The organism is Citrobacter sp. Cpo030 (assembly GCF_030333005.1).
GTDB classification, from domain to species: Bacteria; Pseudomonadota; Gammaproteobacteria; order Enterobacterales; family Enterobacteriaceae; genus Citrobacter; species Citrobacter portucalensis.
The window spans coordinates 173893-198106 of sequence record NZ_JAOWGT010000075.1; the positions used below are offsets into that span (position 1 = coordinate 173893).

At 53.6% G+C, this 24214-nt stretch carries 20 protein-coding genes; 14 read left to right on the forward strand and 6 right to left on the reverse strand.

What is annotated here, in order from left to right; all coding sequences use genetic code 11:
- Nucleotides 1-5: 5 nt before the first annotated feature.
- The 6 genes from fhuB to hrpB all read right to left on the reverse strand — a co-directional run bounded on the left by fhuB (nucleotide 6) and on the right by hrpB (nucleotide 11379).
- The gene (fhuB, locus tag OGY37_RS22135) at nucleotides 6-2045 is read right to left on the reverse strand and encodes a Fe(3+)-hydroxamate ABC transporter permease FhuB (RefSeq protein WP_286622027.1); all 2040 of its coding nucleotides are present in this window, start codon (nucleotides 2043-2045) and stop codon (nucleotides 6-8) included.
- Between the two features lie 14 nt (nucleotides 2046-2059).
- Nucleotides 2060-2950 (reverse strand): Fe(3+)-hydroxamate ABC transporter substrate-binding protein FhuD, encoded by an 891-nt coding sequence (gene fhuD, locus OGY37_RS22140; protein WP_286548977.1) that lies wholly within the window; start codon nucleotides 2948-2950, stop codon nucleotides 2060-2062.
- Nucleotides 2950-3747: a Fe3+-hydroxamate ABC transporter ATP-binding protein FhuC gene (fhuC, locus tag OGY37_RS22145; RefSeq protein WP_003829206.1), complete on the reverse strand. Its 798-nt coding sequence runs from the start codon at nucleotides 3745-3747 to the stop codon at nucleotides 2950-2952. Before fhuC ends, fhuD begins: the two co-directional genes overlap by 1 nt.
- 47 nt (nucleotides 3748-3794) lie before the next feature.
- Nucleotides 3795-5969 carry a ferrichrome porin FhuA gene (fhuA, locus tag OGY37_RS22150; protein ID WP_286621892.1) on the reverse strand — a complete coding sequence of 725 codons (2175 nt, stop codon included), beginning with the start codon at nucleotides 5967-5969 and terminating at the stop codon, nucleotides 3795-3797.
- A gap of 304 nt (nucleotides 5970-6273) precedes the next feature.
- The gene (gene mrcB, locus OGY37_RS22155) at nucleotides 6274-8814 is read right to left on the reverse strand and encodes a bifunctional glycosyl transferase/transpeptidase (protein ID WP_048214900.1); all 2541 of its coding nucleotides are present in this window, start codon (nucleotides 8812-8814) and stop codon (nucleotides 6274-6276) included.
- A gap of 135 nt (nucleotides 8815-8949) precedes the next feature.
- Nucleotides 8950-11379: an ATP-dependent helicase HrpB gene (hrpB, locus tag OGY37_RS22160; protein WP_286621896.1), complete on the reverse strand. Its 2430-nt coding sequence runs from the start codon at nucleotides 11377-11379 to the stop codon at nucleotides 8950-8952.
- Between the two features lie 73 nt (nucleotides 11380-11452).
- On the opposite strand from hrpB, the gene thpR reads away from it, so the two are divergent.
- The 14 genes from thpR (at nucleotide 11453) to OGY37_RS22230 (ending at nucleotide 24168) form a co-directional block, all read left to right on the forward strand.
- Nucleotides 11453-11983 (forward strand): RNA 2',3'-cyclic phosphodiesterase, encoded by a 531-nt coding sequence (gene thpR, locus OGY37_RS22165; protein WP_286621898.1) that lies wholly within the window; start codon nucleotides 11453-11455, stop codon nucleotides 11981-11983.
- Between the two features lie 15 nt (nucleotides 11984-11998).
- Nucleotides 11999-12703: a DNA/RNA nuclease SfsA gene (gene sfsA / locus OGY37_RS22170; RefSeq protein ID WP_286621900.1), complete on the forward strand. Its 705-nt coding sequence runs from the start codon at nucleotides 11999-12001 to the stop codon at nucleotides 12701-12703.
- 177 nt (nucleotides 12704-12880) lie between these two features.
- On the forward strand, nucleotides 12881-13336 hold the full coding sequence (dksA, locus tag OGY37_RS22175) for an RNA polymerase-binding protein DksA (RefSeq protein ID WP_003829221.1): 456 nt from the start codon (nucleotides 12881-12883) through the stop codon (nucleotides 13334-13336).
- Nucleotides 13337-13406: 70 nt separating this feature from the next.
- On the forward strand, nucleotides 13407-14303 hold the full coding sequence (gene gluQRS, locus OGY37_RS22180) for a tRNA glutamyl-Q(34) synthetase GluQRS (RefSeq protein ID WP_286621902.1): 897 nt from the start codon (nucleotides 13407-13409) through the stop codon (nucleotides 14301-14303).
- Nucleotides 14304-14374: 71 nt separating this feature from the next.
- Nucleotides 14375-15772 (forward strand): polynucleotide adenylyltransferase PcnB, encoded by a 1398-nt coding sequence (gene pcnB, locus OGY37_RS22185; protein WP_204192014.1) that lies wholly within the window; start codon nucleotides 14375-14377, stop codon nucleotides 15770-15772.
- Nucleotides 15773-15823: 51 nt separating this feature from the next.
- Complete coding sequence (gene folK / locus OGY37_RS22190) at nucleotides 15824-16315, forward strand: 2-amino-4-hydroxy-6-hydroxymethyldihydropteridine diphosphokinase (RefSeq protein ID WP_126319206.1); 492 nt, start codon at nucleotides 15824-15826, stop codon at nucleotides 16313-16315.
- A 120-nt stretch (nucleotides 16316-16435) separates the two neighbouring features.
- Nucleotides 16436-17227 (forward strand): 3-methyl-2-oxobutanoate hydroxymethyltransferase, encoded by a 792-nt coding sequence (panB, locus tag OGY37_RS22195; RefSeq protein WP_126319208.1) that lies wholly within the window; start codon nucleotides 16436-16438, stop codon nucleotides 17225-17227.
- Nucleotides 17228-17238: 11 nt separating this feature from the next.
- Complete coding sequence (panC, locus tag OGY37_RS22200) at nucleotides 17239-18093, forward strand: pantoate--beta-alanine ligase (protein ID WP_126319210.1); 855 nt, start codon at nucleotides 17239-17241, stop codon at nucleotides 18091-18093.
- A 94-nt stretch (nucleotides 18094-18187) separates the two neighbouring features.
- Nucleotides 18188-18568 carry an aspartate 1-decarboxylase gene (panD, locus tag OGY37_RS22205; RefSeq protein WP_126319212.1) on the forward strand — a complete coding sequence of 127 codons (381 nt, stop codon included), beginning with the start codon at nucleotides 18188-18190 and terminating at the stop codon, nucleotides 18566-18568.
- A 316-nt stretch (nucleotides 18569-18884) separates the two neighbouring features.
- Entirely contained in the window at nucleotides 18885-19493 is a 609-nt protein-coding gene (locus tag OGY37_RS22210; RefSeq protein ID WP_286621904.1) for a fimbrial protein, read from the forward strand.
- Between the two features lie 81 nt (nucleotides 19494-19574).
- A complete protein-coding gene (locus OGY37_RS22215) occupies nucleotides 19575-20318 on the forward strand; it encodes a fimbrial chaperone (protein ID WP_126319216.1) in 744 nt (247 codons plus the stop codon).
- 69 nt (nucleotides 20319-20387) lie between these two features.
- Nucleotides 20388-22973, forward strand: coding sequence for an outer membrane usher protein (locus OGY37_RS22220; RefSeq protein WP_286621906.1), 2586 nt, complete (start codon nucleotides 20388-20390; stop codon nucleotides 22971-22973).
- A 27-nt stretch (nucleotides 22974-23000) separates the two neighbouring features.
- On the forward strand, nucleotides 23001-23597 hold the full coding sequence (locus tag OGY37_RS22225) for a fimbrial protein (protein WP_286621908.1): 597 nt from the start codon (nucleotides 23001-23003) through the stop codon (nucleotides 23595-23597).
- A gap of 25 nt (nucleotides 23598-23622) precedes the next feature.
- Nucleotides 23623-24168, forward strand: a complete 546-nt coding sequence (locus OGY37_RS22230) for a fimbrial protein (RefSeq protein ID WP_126319222.1) — start codon at nucleotides 23623-23625, stop codon at nucleotides 24166-24168.
- The last annotated feature ends 46 nt before the right edge of the window (nucleotides 24169-24214 follow it).

Genomic DNA, 24214 nt, shown 5'->3' on the forward strand with positions numbered 1-24214 from the left:
CAGCCTCAGCGGCTCTGATTTCTCAGCAGATAGATAAAGTACGGCGCGCCAATAAACGTCGACAATAACCCCGCCGGGATCTGATACGGAAACAGCACCATCCTGCCGCACCAGTCAGCAAAGACCAGCAACACGCCACCCGCCAGCGCAGAAATCAGCATATGCGGCATCGCCCGACGAAAACCCATCATACGGGCAATATGCGGCGCCATCAGCCCGACAAAGCTCAACGGTCCAATAGTCATGGTGGCTGTCGCCGTCAGCCCTGCCGCCAGCAGCAGTAACCCCACGCGTGATGGCGTGATAGCCATACCGACAGCCCGCGCCGTATCGCCGCCGAGCGGTAAAATTGTCAGCCAACGGCGGCACAGCGGCGTCAGCGCCAGCAGAATCACCATCACAATCCCGGTACGCAGTACCTGCTCTCCGCTCGCGTTATAGGTTGAACCGGAGATCCAGGTCAGCACGCCCGCCATGCGCGGATCGCCGCTGGCCTGCAGCATCATCAGCAGCATAGTAAACGCCGTACTGAGCGCCATGCCGGCCAGCAGCATACGGTGCGGTGAAAAACCACCGCGCCCGGCGGCAATCATAATGATAAGCAGAGTAGCCGCGGCCCCGAGGCTTCCGGCAGGCAGCAGCCAGCCAAAAGCATTTCCGGGGACCAAAAACAGCATGAGCACCACGCCAAATGCCGCACCGGAGCTAATGCCCAGCACTTCCGGACTGGCCATTGGGTTGCCGGTCAGACGCTGAATAATACAGCCCGCTACCGCCAGCATCACCCCCGCAATCAGGGCCGCCAGAATGCGAGGCCAGCGCCAGGGCATCAGCTCATCCAGCATCGCACCGCTGGCCCAAGTCCAGCCATGTGCGTCGCGGCCAAACGACAGCGCCACCACCAGAGTCAACAATAAGATTGCACCACCTGCCAGCGCAAACATCAGCACATTCTGACGCTCAGCGGCGATGCGATTACTGGCGTTCATATCCGGGGCGCTCATACTCCTTAAGCGCGGCAATAACCACAGCAGCAACGGTGCGCCAATCAGCGCCGTCACTGAACCGGTGGAGACTTCCATCCATACGCGGGTCAACCACAGAATCATTTGGTCGGAGAGCCAGAGGATCAACGCACCAATCAGCGGGGCCAGCACCAGACGAGCCAGCAAACGACGCGCACCGAGCATTTTCGCCAGCAGCGGTGCAAACAGACCAATAAAGCCGATAATCCCAACCGCGTTAACCAGTAAGGCGCTGATGACAATGGCCAGCGATAACGCCGCCAGACGCGCCAGCGACAACGCCAGACCAAGGTTACGCGCCACGCCGTCATCCAGTCCCATCAACGTCATTGGGCGTAATAACAACAGAGTCAGCATCACGCCGCCCAGCAGCTGCGGCCACAGACGCTGTACGCCGCTCCAGTCGGTTTGCGTTAGCGTGCCACTGCTCCATAAAAACATGCTTTGCAGCTGATCGTGATGGAAGATAACCATCAACTGGTTAATCGCCCCGCAGTACAGGCTGACCACCAGCCCGGCAAGGATTAACGTCACCGGAGAAAGGCGCTTGCCCCAGGCAACGCCAAACACCAGCGCCCCAACAACACATGCCCCTGCCAGCGCCGCAAATTGCGTGGTCAGCGCGCCTGGGATTGCCCACAGCGTCGTGACGGTAATACCCAACTGCGCCCCGGTCGCAACACCCAGCGTGGTTGGCTCCGCCAGAGGGTTACGCAACACCTGCTGAAACAATACGCCGACCAGCCCCAGCCCGGCGCCGACCAGCAGAGAAATCGCCAGCCTCGGCAGCAGGCTATAGTGAAAAACCATCTGCTCAATGATGTCGATATCCGGTGACCAGATAGCCTGTTGCCACTGACTGCGCGGTAGCGCAACGGAGAAGTTAACCCATGTCAGCCAGCAGGCCGCAACAAACAGCACCAACAACAGCAACGCCGGATGGCGGCTTCGCCTTATCCGGCCTGGAAAGCGCCCGAACCGTAGGTCGGATAAGGCGCTTTTTGCGCCGCCATCCGGCATTTCAAGTTTCCTGCTCACGCTTTGCCTCCCAACGCATTATCCAGAATACGGGCAAAATGCATGGCCGATAGCGTTGCGCCATAAAACCAAACGGCAGGCACACGTTGAAAACGTCCGCTACGGACAAACGGCATCGCCTGCCATAATGGCGTAGACATCAGCGCAGCCATCTCTTTATCGTTGCCGTGATCAAAGCACAGCACATCGACATCCTTATAAGCAGCCAGACGGTCAATACTCACGGCAGTGCTACCCCAGAAGTTTGTTTCTCCCTGCCAGGAATTTGGGATCCCATATTCGTCCAGTACGTCCTGGAACAGGCTGTTTGAGCCAAACACCAGCATATGTCGCGAATCAAGCAAGGACGTAAGCAATACGGGGCGCGCGCCACGTTGAATGAAGCGCGGTTTCAGGCTGGCGATAAAACGATCGTACTCAGTCAAATGGCGTTCAGCAGAGGCTTGCAGATTGAACAATTGCGCCATTTCCTGCAGCGATTGTCGCGCAACGGCCAGCGGCTTTTTGCCATCGCTGAAGTTAAATCCCCGGCCAGGTGCAATCCGCGCCAGCTTTTCAGGGGAAGGACCATAGCCTGCCGACCAGAGCAGAAATGAGGGCTTCATTTCGGTCAACAGTTCGAGATTGGGCTCCGTACGTAGCCCGACGTCAATCACCGAATCAGGCAGAGGAGGTTCACTGACCCACAGCTTGTAGTTAGGGATATCTGCGATGCCGTACGGCGTAATCCCCAGCGCCAACAGCAGCTCTACCGGCAGCCATTCCAGCGCTACAATGCGCTGTGGATCAACCGCCGCGGCGTGCGCCGTATTCATCCGCCACAGCAGAGGCGACAGCGCCATCGCCGTAAGCAATCGCCGACGGGTAATATGATGTAATCCGATCATTAATAGACAAAACTCACGGGTGCGGCACCGGCCGGATGCGGCAAAATGCCCATCGGGATACCGTAAATTTGTTCCAGAGTTTCACTGCGCATCAGTTCAGCTGGCGTTCCTTGAGAAATCATCTCACCGCCGCGCAACGCAACTAAGTAATCGCAGTAACGGGCCGCCATGTTGATATCATGCAGCACCGCAACCACCGTCAGCCCGCGCTGCTGGCTTAAGCGGTGCACCAGCGCCAGCACGTCAACCTGATGGGCGATATCCAGCGCGGATGTTGGTTCATCAAGCAGCAGGCAGCGGCTGTCCTGCGCTACCAGCATGGCAATCCACGCACGTTGGCGTTCTCCGCCCGACAGGCTATCGACCAGACGGTGCGCCAACGGTTTTAAACCGACCAGCGAAATCGCTTCTTCTACTTTCTCTCTGTCGGCAACGCCAAAACGCCCCAGCGCCCCGTGCCATGGATAACGACCAATCGCCACCAGTTCACGCACTGTCATCCCTTCCGCCTGCGGTAACTGCTGCGGCAGATAGGCGACCTTGCGGGCAAACGCTTTGCTGCTCCAGCTCTCCAGCGGCTGTTCATCGAGCAGGATTTCACCTTCTGACGGCGGCTGATGACGTCCCAGCATTTTCAATAACGTCGATTTACCGGAACCGTTGTGGCCGATAAGACCAGTCACTTTTCCCACAGGAAAAGTTAATGAGAGAGGATGCAATAGCGTGCGGCCAGGCACACGAAAGGAGACATTACGCAACGCAAAAGTGGTGTCGGGATGGGATCTGTTTTCCTGCATAGCAGCCAACTTGTAAAACGGGCACGCAAAGCGTGCCCAAAGAGAAATTAGAAACGGAAGGTTGCAGTTGCAACGACCTGACGTTCTGCGCCCCAGAAGCAGCCATAGGTATCGAAGCAGCTGGCAACATATTCACGGTCAAACAGGTTTGTAACGTTAACGGCAACACTAGAACCTGCCATACCCAGGCGCGCAAGATCGTATTTAACGACTGCATCCATCACGGTTGAGCTACCCACTTTGAAGGTGTTCTTCGGATCGCCATAGCTAGAGCCAACATAACGACCGCCTGTGCCCAACGTTAACCCTGACAGCGGGCCTTCGTAGAAGGTGTAATCCCCCCACAGAGAAGCCATGTTTTTTGGTACTTGCACAGGTGTTTTACCTTTAAGCGTCGTGTCTTCTGTATATTCCGCATCGGTATACGTATAAGACGCTGTCAGGTTAATGTTCGCATTCACTGCGGCTTTTGCTTCTAATTCAACGCCACGAGAACGGATTTCACCCGCCGGAACCTGCGCATACGGATTAAGCGGGTCGGTAGTCAGGTTATTCGTTTTCGTTAGCTCATATACCGCGGCAGTAACAACAACGGGCAGATCTTTTGGAACATATTTTACGCCAGCTTCATATTGCTTACCTTTTGACGGTGCATAAGCAACGTTGTCGGCAGGTGTTGCTGCCCATGCTTTAGAAGGATTCGGCTCGAACGATTCGCTGTAGCTAAAGTATGGCGTAATACCATTGTCAAAGAGATAGTTTATCCCACCGCGCCAGGTGAACTGCTCATCGTTACGTTCAACTTTCTGATTACTGGAACGAATAGTTGTTGCCTGCTGAGACCAGTCATAGCGGCCTCCCAGCGTTGCAACCCATTTATTCCATTCCAGTTGGTCCTGTACATACACACCAGTTTGGTGCTGCGTGTTAAGCTGGAACGGTTTCGCGTCAGGGAAGTCAACATCGTCATACACCGGATTATTCATATCTAAAGGCGGTGCGCTTCCGTAGGCGTTATCGATATCGTTTCGCAGACGCGAATAGTCGACGCCGGTAAGCAGAGTATGTCCAACATCTCCCGTCGCGAACTTGCTTTCCAATTGAGTATCTACGCCAAAATCATTATAGCGTTCATCGGCGACGATAATCTGACGGGTCAATTGATTCCCCACTGCGCCGAAGCCGTACACACTCTGTTGAGATGTTTTGATTTGGCTATAACGCAAATTTTGGCGCACAGTGAAGGTGTCATCAAAACTGTGTTCAAAGCTGTAGCCAACCATTCGCTCATATCGCGAATAGGTATTATTCGGCGCATAATCCGTAAAGCTCACAGGCAAACGGGAACCATCAGGTAATGGCTCAACCGTACCTTCTTTCGGCAGCCAGCCGTAATAACCTGTTGAAGGCTCATTCTGAATGTTTGCTCGCAGAGTCAGGTTGGTTCGGTCATCAGGCTTCCAGCTAAACACGGGAGCAATGGCATAACGCTTCTGCTTCGCAAAATCTTGTTGTTCGTCATTAGAACGTGCCAACCCTGTCAGGCGGTATGAGTACACGCCGTCGTCATCCAGGGAATCGCTGAAATCAAAACCGGTTTGGAACAGATTATCCGACCCCATTTTGAATTGAATTTCTTTTAACGGCTCTGATGTCGGGCTTTTGCTAACCATGGAGATCAAGCCACCCGGATTACTTTTCCCGTAAAGAACAGATGTTGGCCCGCGCATAAGCTCGACGCGTTCAAGCATGTAAGGATCAACAACGGCAGAGCTGTAGTAATCACCCTGTAACTTGACGCCATCAAGGTAATTGTTTGGTGTTGGGCCTGGCGTGTAGAAGCCACGAATAATAACGAAATCATAAGTGCTGGAAGCGCCACGCGTAGAAACGGCAGCACCAGGGGTATAGGCTAAAGCCTCTTTTACCGACCCTGGTTGATGCATATCCATCTCTTCACGCGTCACAACCGAAACAGACTGTGGGGTTTTTTCGATAGGCGTATCAGTCTTTGTGGCAGTGGCGGAACGTTTCGCGGCAATCGTCGGCGAAGGCCCCCATGCGCTTTCTTGTGCGGCAGGTGCAGCAGTTACGGTGATGGTTTCTTCTTTCGGGTCAACCGCCGCCTGTGCATAGACAGACATGCCGCTAACCGCTGTGGCTACCACTACTGCGATTTTACGCAGCGATGAACTTGGCTGAGCAGTTTTAAGACGCGCCATTGGTATTTCTCTGATGAAAGTGAATGATAACGTAAACGAGAATTATTATTATAACGGCAGCATAATATTCGAAACTCTGGCGAGATAGCAAGCAATACGCGTCCCTACTAAAACTGAGGGGTTAAGAAATAACCAGATGAAAAGAAAGGGTTAATAAATTAGGCTGAAATGTTTTAACGGATAACGTACCGGATGGCTGCCTTAATCCCGTAGGCTTGATAAGTGCAGCGCCGTCAGGTAAGGCAAGCTAAAACCAAATAGCGCAAAAAAGAAAAACCCGCCGAAGCGGGTTTTTAGGCAGGCGTTAGTTACCGCCAAACATCTCTTTAATCCAACCGGCCACGCCATCGCCGTCCTTCTTCTCCTGCTGCGGCGGTTGCTGCTGTTGAGGCTGCTGTTGCTGCGGCTGTTGGGAAGATTGATCGAACGGATTACCCGACTGCTGCAACATCTCACCTTGTTGGCACAGTGAATCCGGATCGGTGGTCCATACTGGAAGCGTGCGCATACCCCCGCTGCAAACGAAGTTACCGTCGTAGTCTACGCCCATATCCACCACATCCTCCGGTGGCGTCAGCACCAGCGGTGTTGGCGTCTGGTTTGCCAGATAACGCTGATAAATCGACATCGCGCCGCTGGCACCGTACAGCTTGGTTGGCTGGTTGTTATCACGGCCTACCCAGGTGATGGTCACCTGGCTGCCGTCGATCCCGGCAAACCAGGTATCCACGTTGTTGTTGGTGGTCCCGGTTTTCCCTGCCAGATGCAAGCCAGGATATTTCGCGCCGAGCTGGCGACCTGTACCACGCTGAACCACCTGCTGCATGGTCCACAGCGTCATATACGCCGCCTGCGCCGGAACGGCACGCTCGGCCTGTGGGAAGCTCTGGTACAGCACGGTACCATCTTCGGCAATCACCGAACGCAGCGCCGACAGCGGCGCACGGTTCCCGCCGCTGGCGATAGTCTGGAACGCCTGAGCAACTTCGATTGGCGTCAGGTTCAACGCCCCCAGCAGCATGGCCGGAACCGGATTAAGCTGATCTTTCGGCGCGCCCAGCTTCAACCAGGTATCGGTTACCGCAGGCAGACCCAGCGCCATCCCCAGATTTACCGTTGGCACGTTCATTGAACGCGTTAACGCATCCACCAGCATCACTTTCCCGCTTTCGCTATAGCGACGGTCATCGTTCTGCGGCGACCACACCTGGCCGTTCGGCTGACGCAGCGCAATCGGGGCGTCGGCAATCCAGGTATTCAGGCGGTACAGCTTCGGCTGGCTGAGCGCGGTCAGATAGGTCGCAGGCTTGGCCAGAGAACCAATCGAACGACGCGCCTGCATCGCACGGTTATAGCCCGCAAACTGCGGTTCGGCTCCACCGACCATAGCGCGAACTTCACCGCTAAAGCGGTCAACCACCACAATTGCCGTTTCCAGATCGCTCAGCTTACGCTGTTTCTTCAGCACCGGAATACCTTCCACCGCCGCTTTTTCTGCAGCGTCCTGCGCCACGGAATCAAAGGTGGTGAAAATCTTCACGCCAGAGAGATCTTTAACTTTATCGCCCAGCTTCGCCTGTAGCTCCTGACGCACCATCTGCATAAAGGCAGGCTGCGGGGAGATAACCCCACCACGCGGCTGTACGCCTAACGGACGCGCACTCAGCATGTCGTACAGATCCTGGTCGATAATCTGCTGCTGCTGCAGCAAACGCAGAACCAGGTTACGACGCTCCAGCGCCAGTTTCGGGTTACGCCACGGGTTGTAGATCGATGCCCCTTTAACCATCCCCACCAGCAGCGCCTGCTGGTCGAGGCTCAGCTCTTCTACCGGACGGCCGAAATAATAGAGGCTCGCCAGCGGGAAGCCGCGAATCTCGTTATCACCGCTTTGTCCGAGATAGACTTCGTTCATGTACAGCTCAAGAATGCGGTCTTTGCTGTAACGCGCATCCATGATCAGCGCCATATAGGCTTCGTTGGCCTTACGCCAGTAGGAACGCTCGCTGGACAGGAACAGGTTTTTCACCAGTTGCTGAGTCAGCGTACTGGCCCCCTGAACTGTACGGCCTGCCGTCAGGTTCGCCAGCACCGCACGACCAATGGAATAAAGGCTGATACCGTCATGCTCATAGAAGTGACGGTCTTCGGTCGCCAGCAGCGTGTCCACCAGCAGATCCGGGAAGCCGCTACGCGGAACAAACAGGCGCTGCTCGCCGTTAGGTGAAGAGAGCATGGTGATCAAACGCGGATCGAGACGGAAGAAACCGAACTGGCGGTTGTTATCCATATTCTCGATGGTATCCAGATGATCGCCGTCAAAGGTCAGACGCGCACGCACCTGCCCTTCTTTACTGTCCGGGAAGTCAAACGGACGACGAATCATCTCGATGCTCTTCGCCTGCACGGTAAATTCACCCGGACGCGTCATCTTCGTCACCTGACGGTACTGCGTGGCCTCCAGCAGCTTCACCATCTCGTTCTTGCCGATAGGCATTTCTGGCTCAAGGTTAACCATACGGCCATATACTGCCGCAGGAAGCTGCCAGACTTTGCCATCAATACGGCTACGAATTTTTTGATCCAGATAAACGCCATAAATGGCGATCAGCACCAAAAAGACAATCGACAGTTTTACCAGCAGCCAGAACCAGCCGCGCTTACCACGAGGCTTACGCCCTTTGCCTTTACCCTTACGCGGCATCGGTTCTTCATCCTCATAGTCATCATCATCATAATCGTCGTCATACTCTTCATCTCTGAGTTGACGACGGCTCACCTTTTGTTTCACCGGACGCGAGGGTTTTCCTTTACGTCCAATTGGCTCGCGGTCATTCCCCGCCATGCTTTTTCTCCGCAACATTCAGGCGCAAGGGCCCGATTCTCTGTTCTTCCGTCCTGCGACAGAAGAAGAAATCTCTCAATTATTACCGCTCTTTCGCCGGATGCGGCATAACGCCTTATTCGGCCTACCGTTACATTACGAATACTTTTTGGTACGCCGCGTTGGCGCGGTATTCGCCGGATCGTCCGGCCAGACATGTTTGGGATAACGCCCTTTCATCTCTTTTTGCACCTCGCGGTACGATCCCTGCCAGAACGCGCTCAGATCGCTCGTCACCTGTAGAGGTCTTTGGGCCGGAGACAGCAGCTCCAGCACCAGCGGCACACGCCCCTGGGCAATGGTTGGGGTCTTTGCTTCACCAAACATTTCCTGCATCCGAACTGCCAATACTGGAGGATTATCCTCATGATAGCGAATGGCAATCCGGCTTCCCGTCGGCACAGTGTAATGCGCAGGCAGCTCACTATCCAGACGTTGCAACATTGACCAGTCCAGTAAACCGCGCAACGCCTGTCCCACATTGAGTGCTTTTAATGCACGTAACGAGTGTACACCGCTCATGTGCGGCAGCAGCCAGGTCTCCAGCGACGCCAGCAGAGACTCCTCATCTACCGCGGGCCAGTCATACTCTGGCAACCAGTTTGCCGCACATTGCAGACGCAGTCGAAACTGCTCGGCTTCCGGCGTCCAGTTGAGCACACTTAGCCCTTTATCGCGAATGCCGTTCAACATCGCCTGATGCAACTCCTCTTCCGAGGGTTTGGCCAATGGCTGTACTTTTACCGTGAGCTGACCAATGCGCGACCGACGCCATGCCTTTAACGTTCCCTGAGTCTCATCCCATTCGATGGTGTCGGACTGTTGTAGCAGTCCAGGACATGCCTGCATCAGCGACTCGATATCCAGCGGCAGAGCCAGCAAGATACGCGCGTCTGGAGAAGCGCTGCCCTGCAACAAAAGTGGCGCTATCAACCATTCATGGCGTCCTGAGGCATCATCGGCATCCAGCATTGCGCCCATGCCATTCGCCAGTTGATAGCGTCCTTCCTGCCCACGTCGACGCGCGATCCGATCGGCAAACACCCGCGCCAGCAACGGGGAGAGCAGCGTGCTGTCCGGCTGTCCGCTGCTAACATTAAGCCGTTTCAGCAACTGTTGACTGCGCTGCTGCCAGGCAGGCTGGTTTCGCGAAAATGCCACGGTTAGATCGGTACTGCCACCGCGCGGCGGCTCTTCCAGAATCGCAGCCAGTTTTGCCGCCGTAGCCGCTTCGGTATTATTTTTGGCACCGACCAGCATCGCCGCTAAACGAGGATCGTTACCCAACGCCGCCATTTTCTGCCCCGTGGCGCTAAGCCTGTCGCCCTCAAGCGCGCCCAGCATCTGCAACAGCCGTTTTGCCGCCTGCAGGTTGATGGCGGGCGGCGTATCCAGCCAGTTCAGTTGCTCAGGGTCGGTACATCCCCATTGCAGCAACTCCATCAGTAGCCCGGACAGATCGCTCTGCAATATTTCCGCTTCACCCTGCGCTGCCGCTCTTTCTGCCTGCTCTTTGGCAAGCAGATGCAGGCAAATACCGGGCTCCAGACGCCCTGCGCGCCCCGCTCGCTGAGTCATCGAAGCCTGGCTGATGCGCTGGGTAATCAGTCTCGTCAGACCGGTACGCACGTCATAGCGCGCCACGCGCTCCTGGGCGCAGTCCACCACCAGCCGGATGCCTTCGATCGTCAAGCTGGTTTCAGCAATATTGGTGGCCAGCACCACTTTGCGTTTGCCTTGTGGCGCCGGCACAATCGCCTGACGCTGCTCGGAAAGCGTTAACGCGCCATACAGTGGACACAGCACAACATCGCTGCCCACACGCGTAGCCAATTGTTCCTGTACGCGCAGGATTTCGCCCACACCCGGTAAAAATAGCAGCAGTGACCCGCTTTCATGGCGCAATAGCTCCGCCGTCGCTATCGCCACCGCTTCATCAAAACGCAAATGCGCCGCCAACGGCTGATACCGTCGCTCAACGGGAAATGCGCGGCCTTCAGAAACGATCGTCGGCGCATCGGGCAACATCTGCTGCAAACGCCCGTTATCCAGAGTGGCGGACATGATCAACAGTTTCAGATCGTCCCGCAGCCCTTGCTGCACATCCAGCAATAGCGCCAGCGCCAGGTCAGCCTGTAAACTCCGTTCGTGAAATTCGTCGAGAATCACTAACCCGACGCCCGCCAACTCAGGATCGCGTTGGATCATCCGCGTCAGGACGCCCTCTGTTACTACCTCCAGCCGGGTCTGCGGCCCTACGCAACTTTGTGCGCGCATGCGATAACCCACGGTTTCACCCGGCTTTTCGTTCAGCAATTCCGCTAATCGCTGCGCCACATTACGCGCTGCCAGGCGACGCGGCTCCAGCAAAATAATCCGCCCCTGGATACCGCGATGCTCAAGAAGCCGCAACGGCAACCAGGTCGATTTCCCGGCACCGGTCGGCGCCGTCAGCAGAACCTGCGACGAGGCATCAAGGGCGGTAAGCAGTTCAGGCACTACGGCGGCAACGGGCAACGACGTCACAAATGGCTCCAGAGGGTTAACATTCTTCGCGCTGCATTGTAGCATCGCGTTAATTCATAACCGAGTATCCATCATGTCTGAGCCAAAAAGGCTGTTCTTTGCGATTGAATTGCCAGGCGAGGTTCGGGAGCAGCTAATCCACTGGCGAGCCGCGCAGTTCCCCCCTGAAGCGGGTCGTCCCGTCGCCGCCGATAATCTGCATCTGACACTGGCCTTTTTAGGCGACGTCAGCGACGAGAAGCAACAGGCGCTGTCGCAGCTCGCGGGGCGTATTCGCCAGCCGGGTTTTACGCTCAAATTCGATGATGCCGGGCAATGGCTGCGCTCCAGGGTCGTGTGGCTGGGTATGCGTCAGCCGCCGCGCGGGCTGCTGCAACTGGCGAATATGCTGCGGGCACAGGCCGCGCGCAGTGGATGCTACCAAAGCCCGCAGCCGTTTCATCCGCATATCACGCTGCTACGCGATGCCGGTCACGCGGTGCCAATCCCGCCACCGGGCTTTGGCTGGTCATTTCCGGTCACGGAGTTTGCGCTTTATTCCTCCTCATTTGCACGAGGACGCACGCGTTATACGCAGTTGCAACGCTGGACGCTGACTGAATAATCAAAGGGACTGTTTATGCAATTTTCTCCACCTTTACAACCTGCAACGCTCATTCAGCGCTATAAGCGCTTTTTAGCGGATGTGATCACACCGGATGGCACAACGTTAACGCTACACTGCCCAAATACTGGCGCGATGACCGGATGCGCCACCCCGGGTGACACCGTCTGGTATTCGACATCAGAAAATACTAAACGCAAATATCCACATACCTGGGAATTAACGCAAACTCAATCCGGGGCATTTATTTGTGTTAACACGCTGTGGGCCAATAGATTAACGAAAGAGGCGATTCAGCAATCGTTAATTTCAGAAGTTTCAGGCTACAGCATCTTGAAAAGTGAAGTAAAATACGGCGCCGAAGGGAGCCGCATCGACTTTTTGTTACAGGCAGATTCCCGACCTGACTGCTATATTGAAGTGAAATCAGTCACGTTGGCGGAAAAAGAGCAGGGTTATTTTCCCGATGCCATCACTGAACGAGGTCAGAAGCATCTTCGGGAATTGATGAGCGTAGCGGCTGAAGGCAAGCGGGCAGTGATATTTTTCGCCGTGCTACATTCAGCCATTACACGGTTTTCACCCGCGCGCCATATCGATGCGAAATATGCGCAATTATTAGTTGAAGCACAGCTTAAGGGGGTAGAAATTCTGGTTTATAAAGCGGAACTTTCTGCCCACGGTATGACTCTTAAAGAGCCGTTGCCCATTACCTTGTAATGGTGTAAATATCTGGTCAATTAGTATTCCGGGCGCGTGGGCAAATACGCTTTTCCTCACAGGGTTGTCAAGTGTTACGTTTAGATAATTGCTATCCGGAAAAGCATCTGCTATTTATAGCGACCTGATTTTTCCCCCGAACATGGGGATCGATAGTGCGTGTTAAGGAGAAGCAACATGCAAGAAGGGCAAAACCGTAAAACATCGTCCCTGAGTATTCTCGCCATCGCTGGGGTGGAGCCGTACCAGGAGAAACCGGGCGAAGAGTATATGAACGAAGCCCAGCTGTCGCACTTCAGGCGTATTCTTGAGGCATGGCGCAATCAACTTAGGGATGAAGTCGATCGCACCGTAACTCATATGCAAGACGAAGCGGCTAACTTCCCTGATCCGGTGGACCGCGCCGCACAGGAAGAAGAATTCAGCCTTGAGCTGCGTAACCGTGACCGTGAGCGCAAACTGATCAAAAAGATCGAGAAGACGCTGAAGAAAGTAGAAGACGAAGATTTCGGCTACTGCGAATCATGCGGCGTAGAAATTGGTATTCGCCGTCTGGAAGCGCGTCCGACAGCCGATCTGTGCATCGACTGTAAAACGCTGGCAGAAATCCGCGAAAAACAAATGGCAGGTTAATTCCGGTCATTTTTACCACGTTTACTACAGGCGGGAGCATCTCCCGCCTTATTATTTGTTAGTCCGCAAAATGAGCGATTCACATTATATTGGCCGCTTCGCCCCTTCCCCCTCCGGCGAACTGCATTTCGGTTCACTGATTGCCGCCCTCGGCAGTTACCTGCAGGCTCGTGCCCGGCGCGGAATCTGGCGAGTGCGCATTGAAGATATTGACCCCCCTCGTGAAGTTCCCGGTGCTGCAAATACGATTCTGCGTCAGCTGGAACATTACGGACTGTACTGGGATGGCGACATTTTATGGCAATCCCAGCGTCATGACGCCTACCGCGAGGCGCTCACCTGGCTGCATCAGCAGGATCTAAGCTATTACTGCACCTGCACGCGGGCGCGTATTCAAAGCGTCGGCGGTATTTACGACGGTCACTGCCGTGAGTTACGCCACGGACCAGAGCAGGCGGCAGTGCGCATCAAGCAACGCCATCCGGTAATGCAGTTTACGGACCAACTGCGCGGTGAGATTCAGGCTGACCCGCAGCTTGCGAGGGAAGATTTTATCATTCACCGTCGCGACGGGCTGTTTGCCTATAACCTCGCCGTGGTGGTTGATGACCACTTTCAGGGCGTAACGGAGATTGTACGCGGTGCCGATCTTATCGAACCCACAGTGCGGCAAATCTCTTTGTATCAGCAGTTTGGCTGGCAAGCGCCTGACTATATTCATCTTCCACTGGCGCTCAACGAACAAGGCGCTAAACTTTCAAAACAAAATCATGCACCTGCGCTGCCACAAGGCGATCCGCGTCCGGTGATTATTGCCGCGCTACGCTTTCTCGGCCAACGTGCCGATATCCCGTGGCAGGAGATGCGTGTCGACCAGATCCTGGCGTTTGCCGTTGAGAACTGGCGTCTGACAGCGGTGCCTGAATCGGCGATCTTAAATCCGGCATTCTCAAATGCATCATGCTGAGCTATGATTAGCCGCTATTTTTACACAGCAACACTTGTTCTGATTGAAGTTTGACACTACCGAGGTGCACTATTTTTACCCGAGTCGCTAATTTTTGCCGCAAGGTGCTAAGCCGCGAGGAGCGCGAGGCTGAGCTCGCCGTCGCCCGTCCACATATGACGGTAATTCCGCGTGAGCAGCACTCTATCTCCCGCAAAGATATCAGTGAAAATGCCCTGAAGGTAATGTACAGGCTCAATAAGGCCGGATACGAGGCATGGCTGGTTGGCGGTGGTGTACGCGATCTTTTGCTGGGCAAAAAGCCGAAAGATTTTGATGTCACCACTAACGCAACGCCAGATCAGGTGCGCAAACTGTTTCGTAACTGTCGCCTGGTCGGTCGCCGTTTCCGTCTGGCCCATGTCATGTTCGGCCCTGAAATTATCGAAGTGGCGACGTTCCGCGGTCATCATGAAGGCAGCGAGTCCGATCGCACAACATCCCAGCGCGGACAAAACGGAATGCTGCTGCGCGACAACATCTTCGGCTCCATTGAAGAAGATGCCCAGCGTCGCGACTTCACGATTAACAGCCTGTATTACAGCGTAGCCGATTTCACCGTACGTGATTACGTCGGGGGAATGCAGGATCTCGAAGAGGGCATCATTCGCCTGATCGGTAATCCGGAAACGCGCTATCGCGAAGATCCCGTGCGCATGCTGCGCGCCGTACGCTTTGCCGCCAAGCTCGACATGCGTATCAGCCCGGAAACCGCGGAGCCTATCCCGCGTCTGGCAACGTTGCTTAACGATATTCCTCCTGCACGCCTGTTTGAAGAAGCACTCAAACTATTACAGGCGGGCTATGGATACGAAACCTATAAAAAGCTGCGTGAGTACAGCCTGTTCCAGCCGCTGTTCCCCACCATTACGCGCTACTTCACCGAAGACGGTGACAGCCCAATGGAACGCATCATTGCCCAGGTATTGAAGAATACCGATAACCGCATTCACAATGATATGCGCGTTAACCCGGCCTTCTTGTTCGCGGCAATGTTCTGGTATCCGCTACTGGAAGCCGCACAGAAAATTGCGCAAGAAAGCGGTCTGGCCTACTACGACGCTTTCGCGCTGGCAATGAACGACGTGCTGGACGAAGCCTGCCGCTCGCTGGCGATCCCGAAACGTCTGACCTCGCTGACCCGCGATATCTGGCAGTTGCAGCTACGGATGTCCCGTCGCCAGGGTAAACGCGCCTGGAAGCTGATGGAACATCCAAAGTTCCGCGCAGCTTACGACCTGTTAGCGCTGCGTGCCGAAGTCGAACACAATGCGGAATTGCAGCGACTGGCGAAATGGTGGGGTGAATTCCAGGTTTCTGCGCCGCCGGAACAAAAAGGTATGCTGAACGAGCTGGATGAAGAGCCAGACGCACGTCGGCGCCATCGTCGCCCGCGTAAACGCGCGCCACGCCGTGAAGGTTCCGCATGACCCATCACGTATACCCAACAAATTTCGAGTCGCATCAAGGTGGTGACACAGATGCAGCGTGAAAAACGGCGGGTATATATCGCCCTCGGCAGTAATTTAGCCTCCCCTCTGGAGCAGGTTAATGCTGCCGTGAAAGCGATCGGTGAAATCCCTGACAGCCGAATCGTGGCTGTCTCCTCATTTTACCGTACGCCACCATTAGGCCCACAGGATCAACCCGATTACCTGAACGCCGCCGTCGCGCTGGAAACCACCCTCGCGCCGGAAGAATTGCTCAATCACACCCAACACATTGAGTTACAACAGGGTCGGGTGCGCAAAGCCGAACGCTGGGGGCCACGAACGCTGGACCTCGACATTATGCTGTTTGGCGATGAAGTGATTAACACCGAACGTCTGACCGTACCGCACTACGACATGAAAAACCGTGGTTTTATGCTGTGGCCGTTATTCGAAATTGCTTCTGAACTTATTTTTCCGGATGGTACAAGCCTGCATCAGCACCTCACCCAACTTGGTGTTGCAAAACCTGCACACTGGTAAAGTATCCTTTCCCCTTTAGCGTTTACTGCTTTAGCGCCAAACGATTGCTTAAAACAATTGCCCCCCTGAATGTGACTGTTAGAATGCCGATAAATATGACTTTCATCATCAGGAAATGTTATGAAACCCACCACCATTTCACTGCTGCAGAAATGCAAGCAAGAGAAAAAGCGCTTCGCAACTATCACCGCATATGACTACAGCTTCGCGAAGTTATTTGCCGACGAAGGTATCAATGTGATGCTGGTTGGCGACTCGCTGGGCATGACGGTACAAGGGCACGACTCCACCCTGCCCGTGACTGTTGAGGATATCGCTTACCACACTCGTGCCGTGCGTCGTGGCGCACCCAACTGTCTATTGCTCTCCGACCTGCCGTTTATGGCTTACTCCACCCCGGAACAGGCGTTTGAAAACGCTGCTGTAGTCATGCGTGCGGGCGCTAATATGGTCAAAATTGAAGGCGGCGCCTGGCTGGTCGATACGGTGAAAATGCTCACTGAACGCGCCGTGCCGGTTTGTGGTCATCTGGGATTAACGCCCCAGTCGGTGAATATCTTCGGCGGTTATAAAATTCAGGGCCGCGGCGACGCCGGACAGGTACTGTTGGATGATGCGCTGGCCTTAGAAGCCGCTGGCGCACAGTTGCTGGTGCTGGAGTGCGTGCCGGTTGAGCTGGCGAAGCGCGTCACGGAAGCGCTGTCGATTCCGGTGATTGGTATTGGTGCCGGTAACGTCACCGACGGGCAAATTCTCGTTATGCACGACGCGTTTGGCATTACCGGCGGCCACATCCCGAAATTTGCCAAGAATTTCCTCAATGAAGCAGGCGACATGCGCGCCGCCGTGCGGCAGTATATGGCTGAAGTGGAGTCCGGCGTTTATCCGGGCGAAGAACACAGTTTCCATTAAGGAGCCTTGTTGTGTTAATTATTGAAACCCTGCCGCTGCTGCGCCAGCATATTCGTCGTCTGCGTCTGGAAGGCAAACGCATCGCATTGGTTCCCACCATGGGTAATCTGCACGACGGTCATATGAAACTGGTCGATGAGGCAAAAGCCCGGGCTGATGTGGTCATCGTCAGCATTTTCGTCAACCCGATGCAATTCGACAGACCGGAAGATCTGGTACGCTATCCGCGCACGCTGCAGGAAGATTGCGAAAAGCTGAACAAACGCAAAGTCGATTATGTCTTTGCTCCAGCCGTTGAGGAAATCTACCCGCAGGGACTGGAAGGCCAGACGTACGTTGATGTTCCGGGACTCTCTACCATGCTGGAAGGTGCGAGCCGCCCAGGCCACTTCCGCGGCGTTTCCACCATCGTCAGCAAACTTTTTAACCTAATTCAGCCGGATATCGCCTGCTTCGGCGAGAAGGATTTCCAGCAACTGGCGCTGATTCGTAAAATGGTCGCCGATATGGGCTACGACATTGAGATTGTCGGCGTGCCGATTATCCGCGCCAAAGATGGTCTGGCACTCAGCTCGCGTAACGGGTACCTGACGGCAGAGCAGCGTAAAATCGCCCCTGGCTTATACAAAGTAATGAGCCGCATCGGGGAAAAATTACAGGCTGGTGAACGCGACCAGGAGGAAATTATTGCCATTGCCGAGCAGGAGCTAAACGAAAAAGGCTTTCGCGCCGACGATATTCAGATCCGTGATGCCGACACGCTGCTTGAACTCACCGAAAACAGCAAACGCGCGGTCATTCTGGTCGCCGCATGGCTGGGACAGGCGCGTCTGATCGATAATCAAAGCGTTACATTAGCCCAGTAGACAGGGGTTAAAAATCGGGCAATACTGCCTGATAATTTCCAAAGCAGGCCACAATCGCCTGCTTAGCCAAGATAAACGACAGGGTATAGAAGTTATGATTCGCACCATGCTGCAAGGCAAGCTCCACCGCGTAAAAGTCACGCAGGCGGACCTGCACTACGAAGGTTCCTGTGCCATTGACCAAGATTTCCTTGATGCCTCCGGTATTCTGGAAAACGAAGCGATTGATATCTGGAACGTGACCAATGGAAAACGCTTCTCAACCTATGCGATTGCGGCTGAACGCGGCTCTAAAATCATCTCGGTCAACGGTGCCGCGGCGCACTGCGCTGAGGTTGGCGATATTGTGATTATCGCCAGCTTCGTCACCATGTCTGATGCAGAAGCCCGGACATGGCGGCCGAAAGTGGCCTACTTTGAAGGCGACAACGAAATGAAGCGCACCGCGAAAGCCATTCCGGTCCAGGTTGCCTGATATTTTTTTTAAGAATTCACTTGGTAAATACATTTATCAAGTGAATTTCAAAAATACAAAATAAAATTCACCTTTATTTTAAATAGCGCATCCATATAAATATATTATATTTAATGCAACCCAGATACCAATGTAACCTTATGTATACTATACAGTATTAGCGACACTTAATATCTATTTTATTTTTTATAACAACACCAGTCATTTCTTTTCATAACGACATTCGATAAACTCTCTTCGAATTAATTTAATTCAAAATACAACACGATACAATATGTGTCGTTTGTTTTTATTTAGCAAAAATATGGATATTAAAATGTCTTTTAAGAAATATAGTCTGGCAGCAGCAGTCGCATTAGTTATAAGCGCAGGTTCTGCAATGGCGGCAGATGTACCATCGGATACCGGTACTGTTACTTTCCACGGACTGGTGTCTAGCAATACCTGTAAAATTTCCGTCGATAACAAAATCGACCAGAACGGTAACGACTTCGACGTTAACCTGGACACCGTGTTTGTGAAAGACTTTGCTAACGCATTGGGCGCCGGCAGCACCTTAGGTGAAAAGAACTTCACGCTGAACCTGACCGAGTGCGATCCCGCAACTGTCACCAGCGCCTCTGCACAGTTTGACTCCTGGGGCGGTTCCACCTCCACTTCTGAAGGTATGCTGGTGCCACCGGCAAACCTGCAAGATGCTGCTGCCAACGTAAACCTGGTATTGTCTAACAACGGCAATAGCAACACAGATCAGGTAAAAGTTGACCAGACCAATAACACCCAGATCGCGACTGTCACCAACGGCATTGGCAATTTATTCTACCGCGTAGCCTATACCCAAGGTCAGGGCTGGGATACAACAAACAACCCGGTAACCGCTGGTACCGTACAGGCACAGGTAGCATTTACCGTTATCTATAATTAAGTCCTGTTTTTTTAAGTATATAAAATCAACCCCTTAACATTGTTAGGGGGTTTTTAATAACATTCCAACAGGAAGTGGAAAATGATCAGCACGACATTTTATAAGGGATTAAAAACCACCTGCTTTGCCGCAGCAATTTGCGCCTCTCTCCCGGCCAGCGCCGATATCGTCATTTCCGGGACGCGTATTATCTATCCGCAATCCTCCAAAGACGTGATTGTTAACCTCGATAACCGGGGCAATAAGCCGCTGCTGGTGCAAACCTGGCTGGATGACGGGCGTGACGGAACCAATCCACAAGAACTCAAGCTGCCGTTTGTCATTACCCCGCCGGTTTCTCGTGTTGATCCGCAAAAAGGTCAGTCGGTGCGTATTACCTATATGGGTGGCGCTTTGCCGCAGGATCGTGAATCGCTGTTCTGGTTTAACGTTCTGGAGATTCCGCCAAAATCTAAAGCTAAAGAAGGTGAAAGCCTGAACCAGCTGCAGCTCGCGTTTCGTACTCGCATCAAGCTTTTCTTCCGCCCGGACAGCTTAAAAGGCACGCCAGGCGACGCCGCAGAGCATATCAAATGGTCGCAGAAAAAAGAGGGGAATACCCTTTCTCTGGTTGCCCAAAATGACGCGCCTTACAACGTTTCTATTTCCAGCGTCTCGTTTAAAGTCGGCGGCAAGAATTACGAAGTAGAAAGTAAATCTATACTGCCTTTTAGTAATATCAATATGCCGGTTAAAGGTTTAACAAATAACACCGGCGGAACCGTTATGTATTACACCATTAACGATAACGGCGGTTCTGAGAAACGCGAAGCCAAAATTAACTAATCTGAATAATTATTATTTGCGTCGATGTCGTGGGTAAGGAACTACCCACGCTAACTATGCGGGAATGCCATGCTTTTTAAACGTTCGCTATTATGTCTTGCCGTCAGTGCCGCACTTCCATTTTCTGTTTGCGCTGTGGAATCCGTACCGGAAACAGAAGAGACTGTAGAATTTAACGATCAATTCTTATTCAACAGCGGTACAAACATTGATGTCAGCCGTTTTGCGAATGGCAACCCGGTATTAGCCGGGGTTTATCGGGTTAAAATTAACCTTAATAATAATTTAAAAATCACCTCTGAAGTTACTTTCAAAGAAAATGGTACGTCTCGCGCCAGCGCCTGTATTACGCCATTATTATTAGCACAAGCCGGCGTTGATACAAAAACAATTAGCAGTGATTACGCTGCTGACGATAATGCATCTTGTATAGATATTAAAAAATATTACCCCGGTGCATCTGCAAATTATGACACAGGTAAACAGGCGCTCGATCTGAACTTCCCCCAGATTTATATCCTGAAACGCCCTGCGGGCTATGTCGATCCCTCCCTGTGGGAAGATGGCGTCCCTGCCGCCCTCGTTTCTTATGATATGAACGCCTGGCATAGCGAAGGCAACGGCAGTACATCCGACACGGCATATATGGGCTTGCGTTATGGTCTGAATATGGGGCCGTGGCGTTTACGCTCACGCGGCAACCTGAACTGGGATAAAGACAACGGCAGCAAATACACCAGCCAGGATATCTATTTACAGCGTGATATTACGCCATTAAGCGCGCAAATGGTGCTCGGCGATTCCTACACCCGTGGCGATGCGTTTGACTCCTTCAGCCTGCGTGGCGCACGGATGTATAACGATGACCGTATGTTACCGATCGGCACCAGCAACTATGCGCCGGTCATTCGCGGTGTGGCGAACAGTAACGCCAAAGTTACCGTTACGCAAAGCGGCAATAAAATCTACGAAACTACCGTACCACCGGGTGCCTTTGAGATAAACGACCTCAGCACCACCGGCTACGGTAACGACCTGTTGGTTACCGTTGAAGAATCTGATGGCAGCAAGCGCACGTTTACCGTGCCCTTCTCCTCCGTGACTCAAATGCTGCGCCCCGGCGCTACGCGCTGGGATATCGGCGTCGGTGAGTTGAACAACGATTCTTACGCTGACAAACCGCAGGTCGGTTACGCCCAGTTTTACTACGGTCTGAATAATACCTTTACCGGCTATATCGGCGCGCAGTATACCGACATGGATTTCTATGCCGGGCTACTGGGGCTGGCCATGAACACCCGCATCGGCGCATTTGCTTTCGACATTACCCAATCTCATGCCGAAGTTGACGAGCTGGGGACGTTAAGCGGGCAAAGCTATCGCCTGACCTACAGTAAAATGGTCGAGGCGACGAATACCTCCTTTAACGTGGCGGCTTATCGTTTTTCAACCGAAGATTATCTCAGCCTGAACGACGCCGCTTCCCTTCGGGATAGCGTTAAGCGGCAGAAATATGAAAACCAGGCTTACCAGTCTAGCGCCGAACTCTATTCCGATTACCAGCGCACTAAAAATCAGGTACAGATCAGTATTAACCAGCCGCTACAGTCCAGCGACTCTACTTACGGATCGGTATACGTCAGCGGGACCTGGCAGGATTACTGGAATGGCGACAGCTCTACCTCCAATTACAGCCTCGGCTACAACAACAGTTTTGCTTACGGTAGTTACAGCCTGTCGCTACAACGCTCCTACGATCAAAACGGAGCCAAAGATGACAGCATCTATCTGAGTCTCAGCATCCCGCTGAACGTCTTCTCGAATAGCTACGATCGTTCAGGCGGGTTCAGCAATATCAATATGGGGCTGCACTCAGATATGAAGGGCGGCGCCAGCTTCAACTCAACGGCCAGTGGCAATACGAAAAATAACGATATCAGTTATTCCGTGAGTGCCTCCTCCAGCGGCGGTGGCAACTACGGCAACCTTAATCAGGTGAGCGGTTTTACCTCGCTGAACAGCAGTTATGGTCCACTGGGCGTTTCAGCATCGTATAGCGATGATAATAGTAAACAGTATTCAGCCACCTATAGCGGCGGTATGGTGCTGCACTCTGGCGGGGTAGCGTTCGCACCGGGCAGTATCGGTGATGCCGATGCGCTGGCGCTGGTGAAGGCCAGCGGCGCAGAGGGGGCTGGCATCGGCTACGGCAACAGTGAAATAGGCAAATCCGGCTACGGCATCATGCCGTATATGTCGGCTTACCGTGAGAACCGCGTATCGCTGGATATCAGCACACTGGAAACTGACGTTGAAGTGAAAAACACCAGCGCCGTGACCGTACCGCGCAGCGGTGCTGTGGTACTGGTGAATTTTGAAACCGATGAAGGCCGTTCACTGATTCTGGAATTACAGCGCAGCGATAAAGGTTTTATTCCATTGGGTGCAGATGTACTGAATGAAAAGAACGAGCCTATCGGCACCGTGGGCCAGGCGGGCCAGGCCTATGTGCGCGGCGTTGAGGATCAGGGCGTGCTGCGTGTGGTTTGGGGCAGCGGCAAAGAAAGTACCTGTACCGTTCATTATCAGGTAACAGGAAATACAACGAAAGCAGGGTTAACGCCGGTTCTGAGTGACCATGTTTGCCAGATGTAACCTTAGGGAAAATCAGTGAGAGGGAATATGAAAAAAAATATGCTCAGACTGCCTGTTGTCGCTCTCATCGCGATGGCGGCCTCAGGAGCAGCGCTGGCGGGAGGGACTAACCTTGATGTCAACTTTACTGCCTCCGTGAACGAAACCACCTGCAATATGAAGCTACAGGGCGGCAGTGGCTCGGACACCGACCAGACGCTGAAAATCGGCAACGATATTGGCGTGCGAATTAACGACTTTGGCACATCAGCCAACCGGGCTGGCAACGCGGCCGCACAGGGTAATTTCAAAATCATGATCGTGGAATGCCCGCCGACGCTGACGTCGTTAAAAACAAAAATAACCGGGAGTCAATCAGGTTATTTAACCACGGGCATTCTTAACGCCATTAAAAAAGAAAATGGCGGAGCCGACTATACCGCCGTGTCTATCGCACGTATGACAACGCCAAACGCACCGTTCGTGATCAACTCAACGGCCGCAGGCGAGAGTCTGATCTGGACAAACGATGAAATTAAAGCTGGCGAAGTGCCCCTGGTTGCCGTGTTACAGGCGACACAGGATGGCAGGGTAACCACTGGCACTTTTGAAGCCACCGCTACCTTTGAATTCAGCTACGAATAAATTGCGCAGAATACGGAGCACTATCATGAAATTGACCCCAGCTTTACTCGCGTTATCCGTTTCTGCCGTTCTCTTTTCGGGAGTAGCCAGCAGCGCCGTTATTTCCGGGACCACTTCGGCGAAGATGAAATTTACCTCGACCGTCGTCACCGGAACCTGCACGGCAAAAGTGGTAGACGGCAGCGGTGCCAGCACTGCCGAAATTAAATATGGCGATATTTATCGTTCGGATATCGGCAAAAGCACCGTCCCGCTTTCAATCCAGTTGAGCAACTGCTCCGGCGTGACCAGCGCGACGGTCGCCGCCAAACCGGGCTCAGGCGGTAAGTGCTCCGGTAAATCGTATGACGGCGGCCTGAAAACGGCGTTTGAAATCTGGAGCGGCGCGGTGGATACCGGCGTGCAGCTTTCCTGCACGACACCGCCAGCAGCGCAGGTGGTGACGATATCCAACGGAAGCGGGCAATACCCGATGCAGTCAAGGATTGTCGCTGCGGAGGGGCAAACTGCGGCGACTGTCGAGATGGGTAACGTTTCTGCCCCTGTCACCTTTGTTGTGACCTACCCGTAATTATCTGCCAAAGCTGGAGTGACGCTGTATTAGCAGCCATTTCATT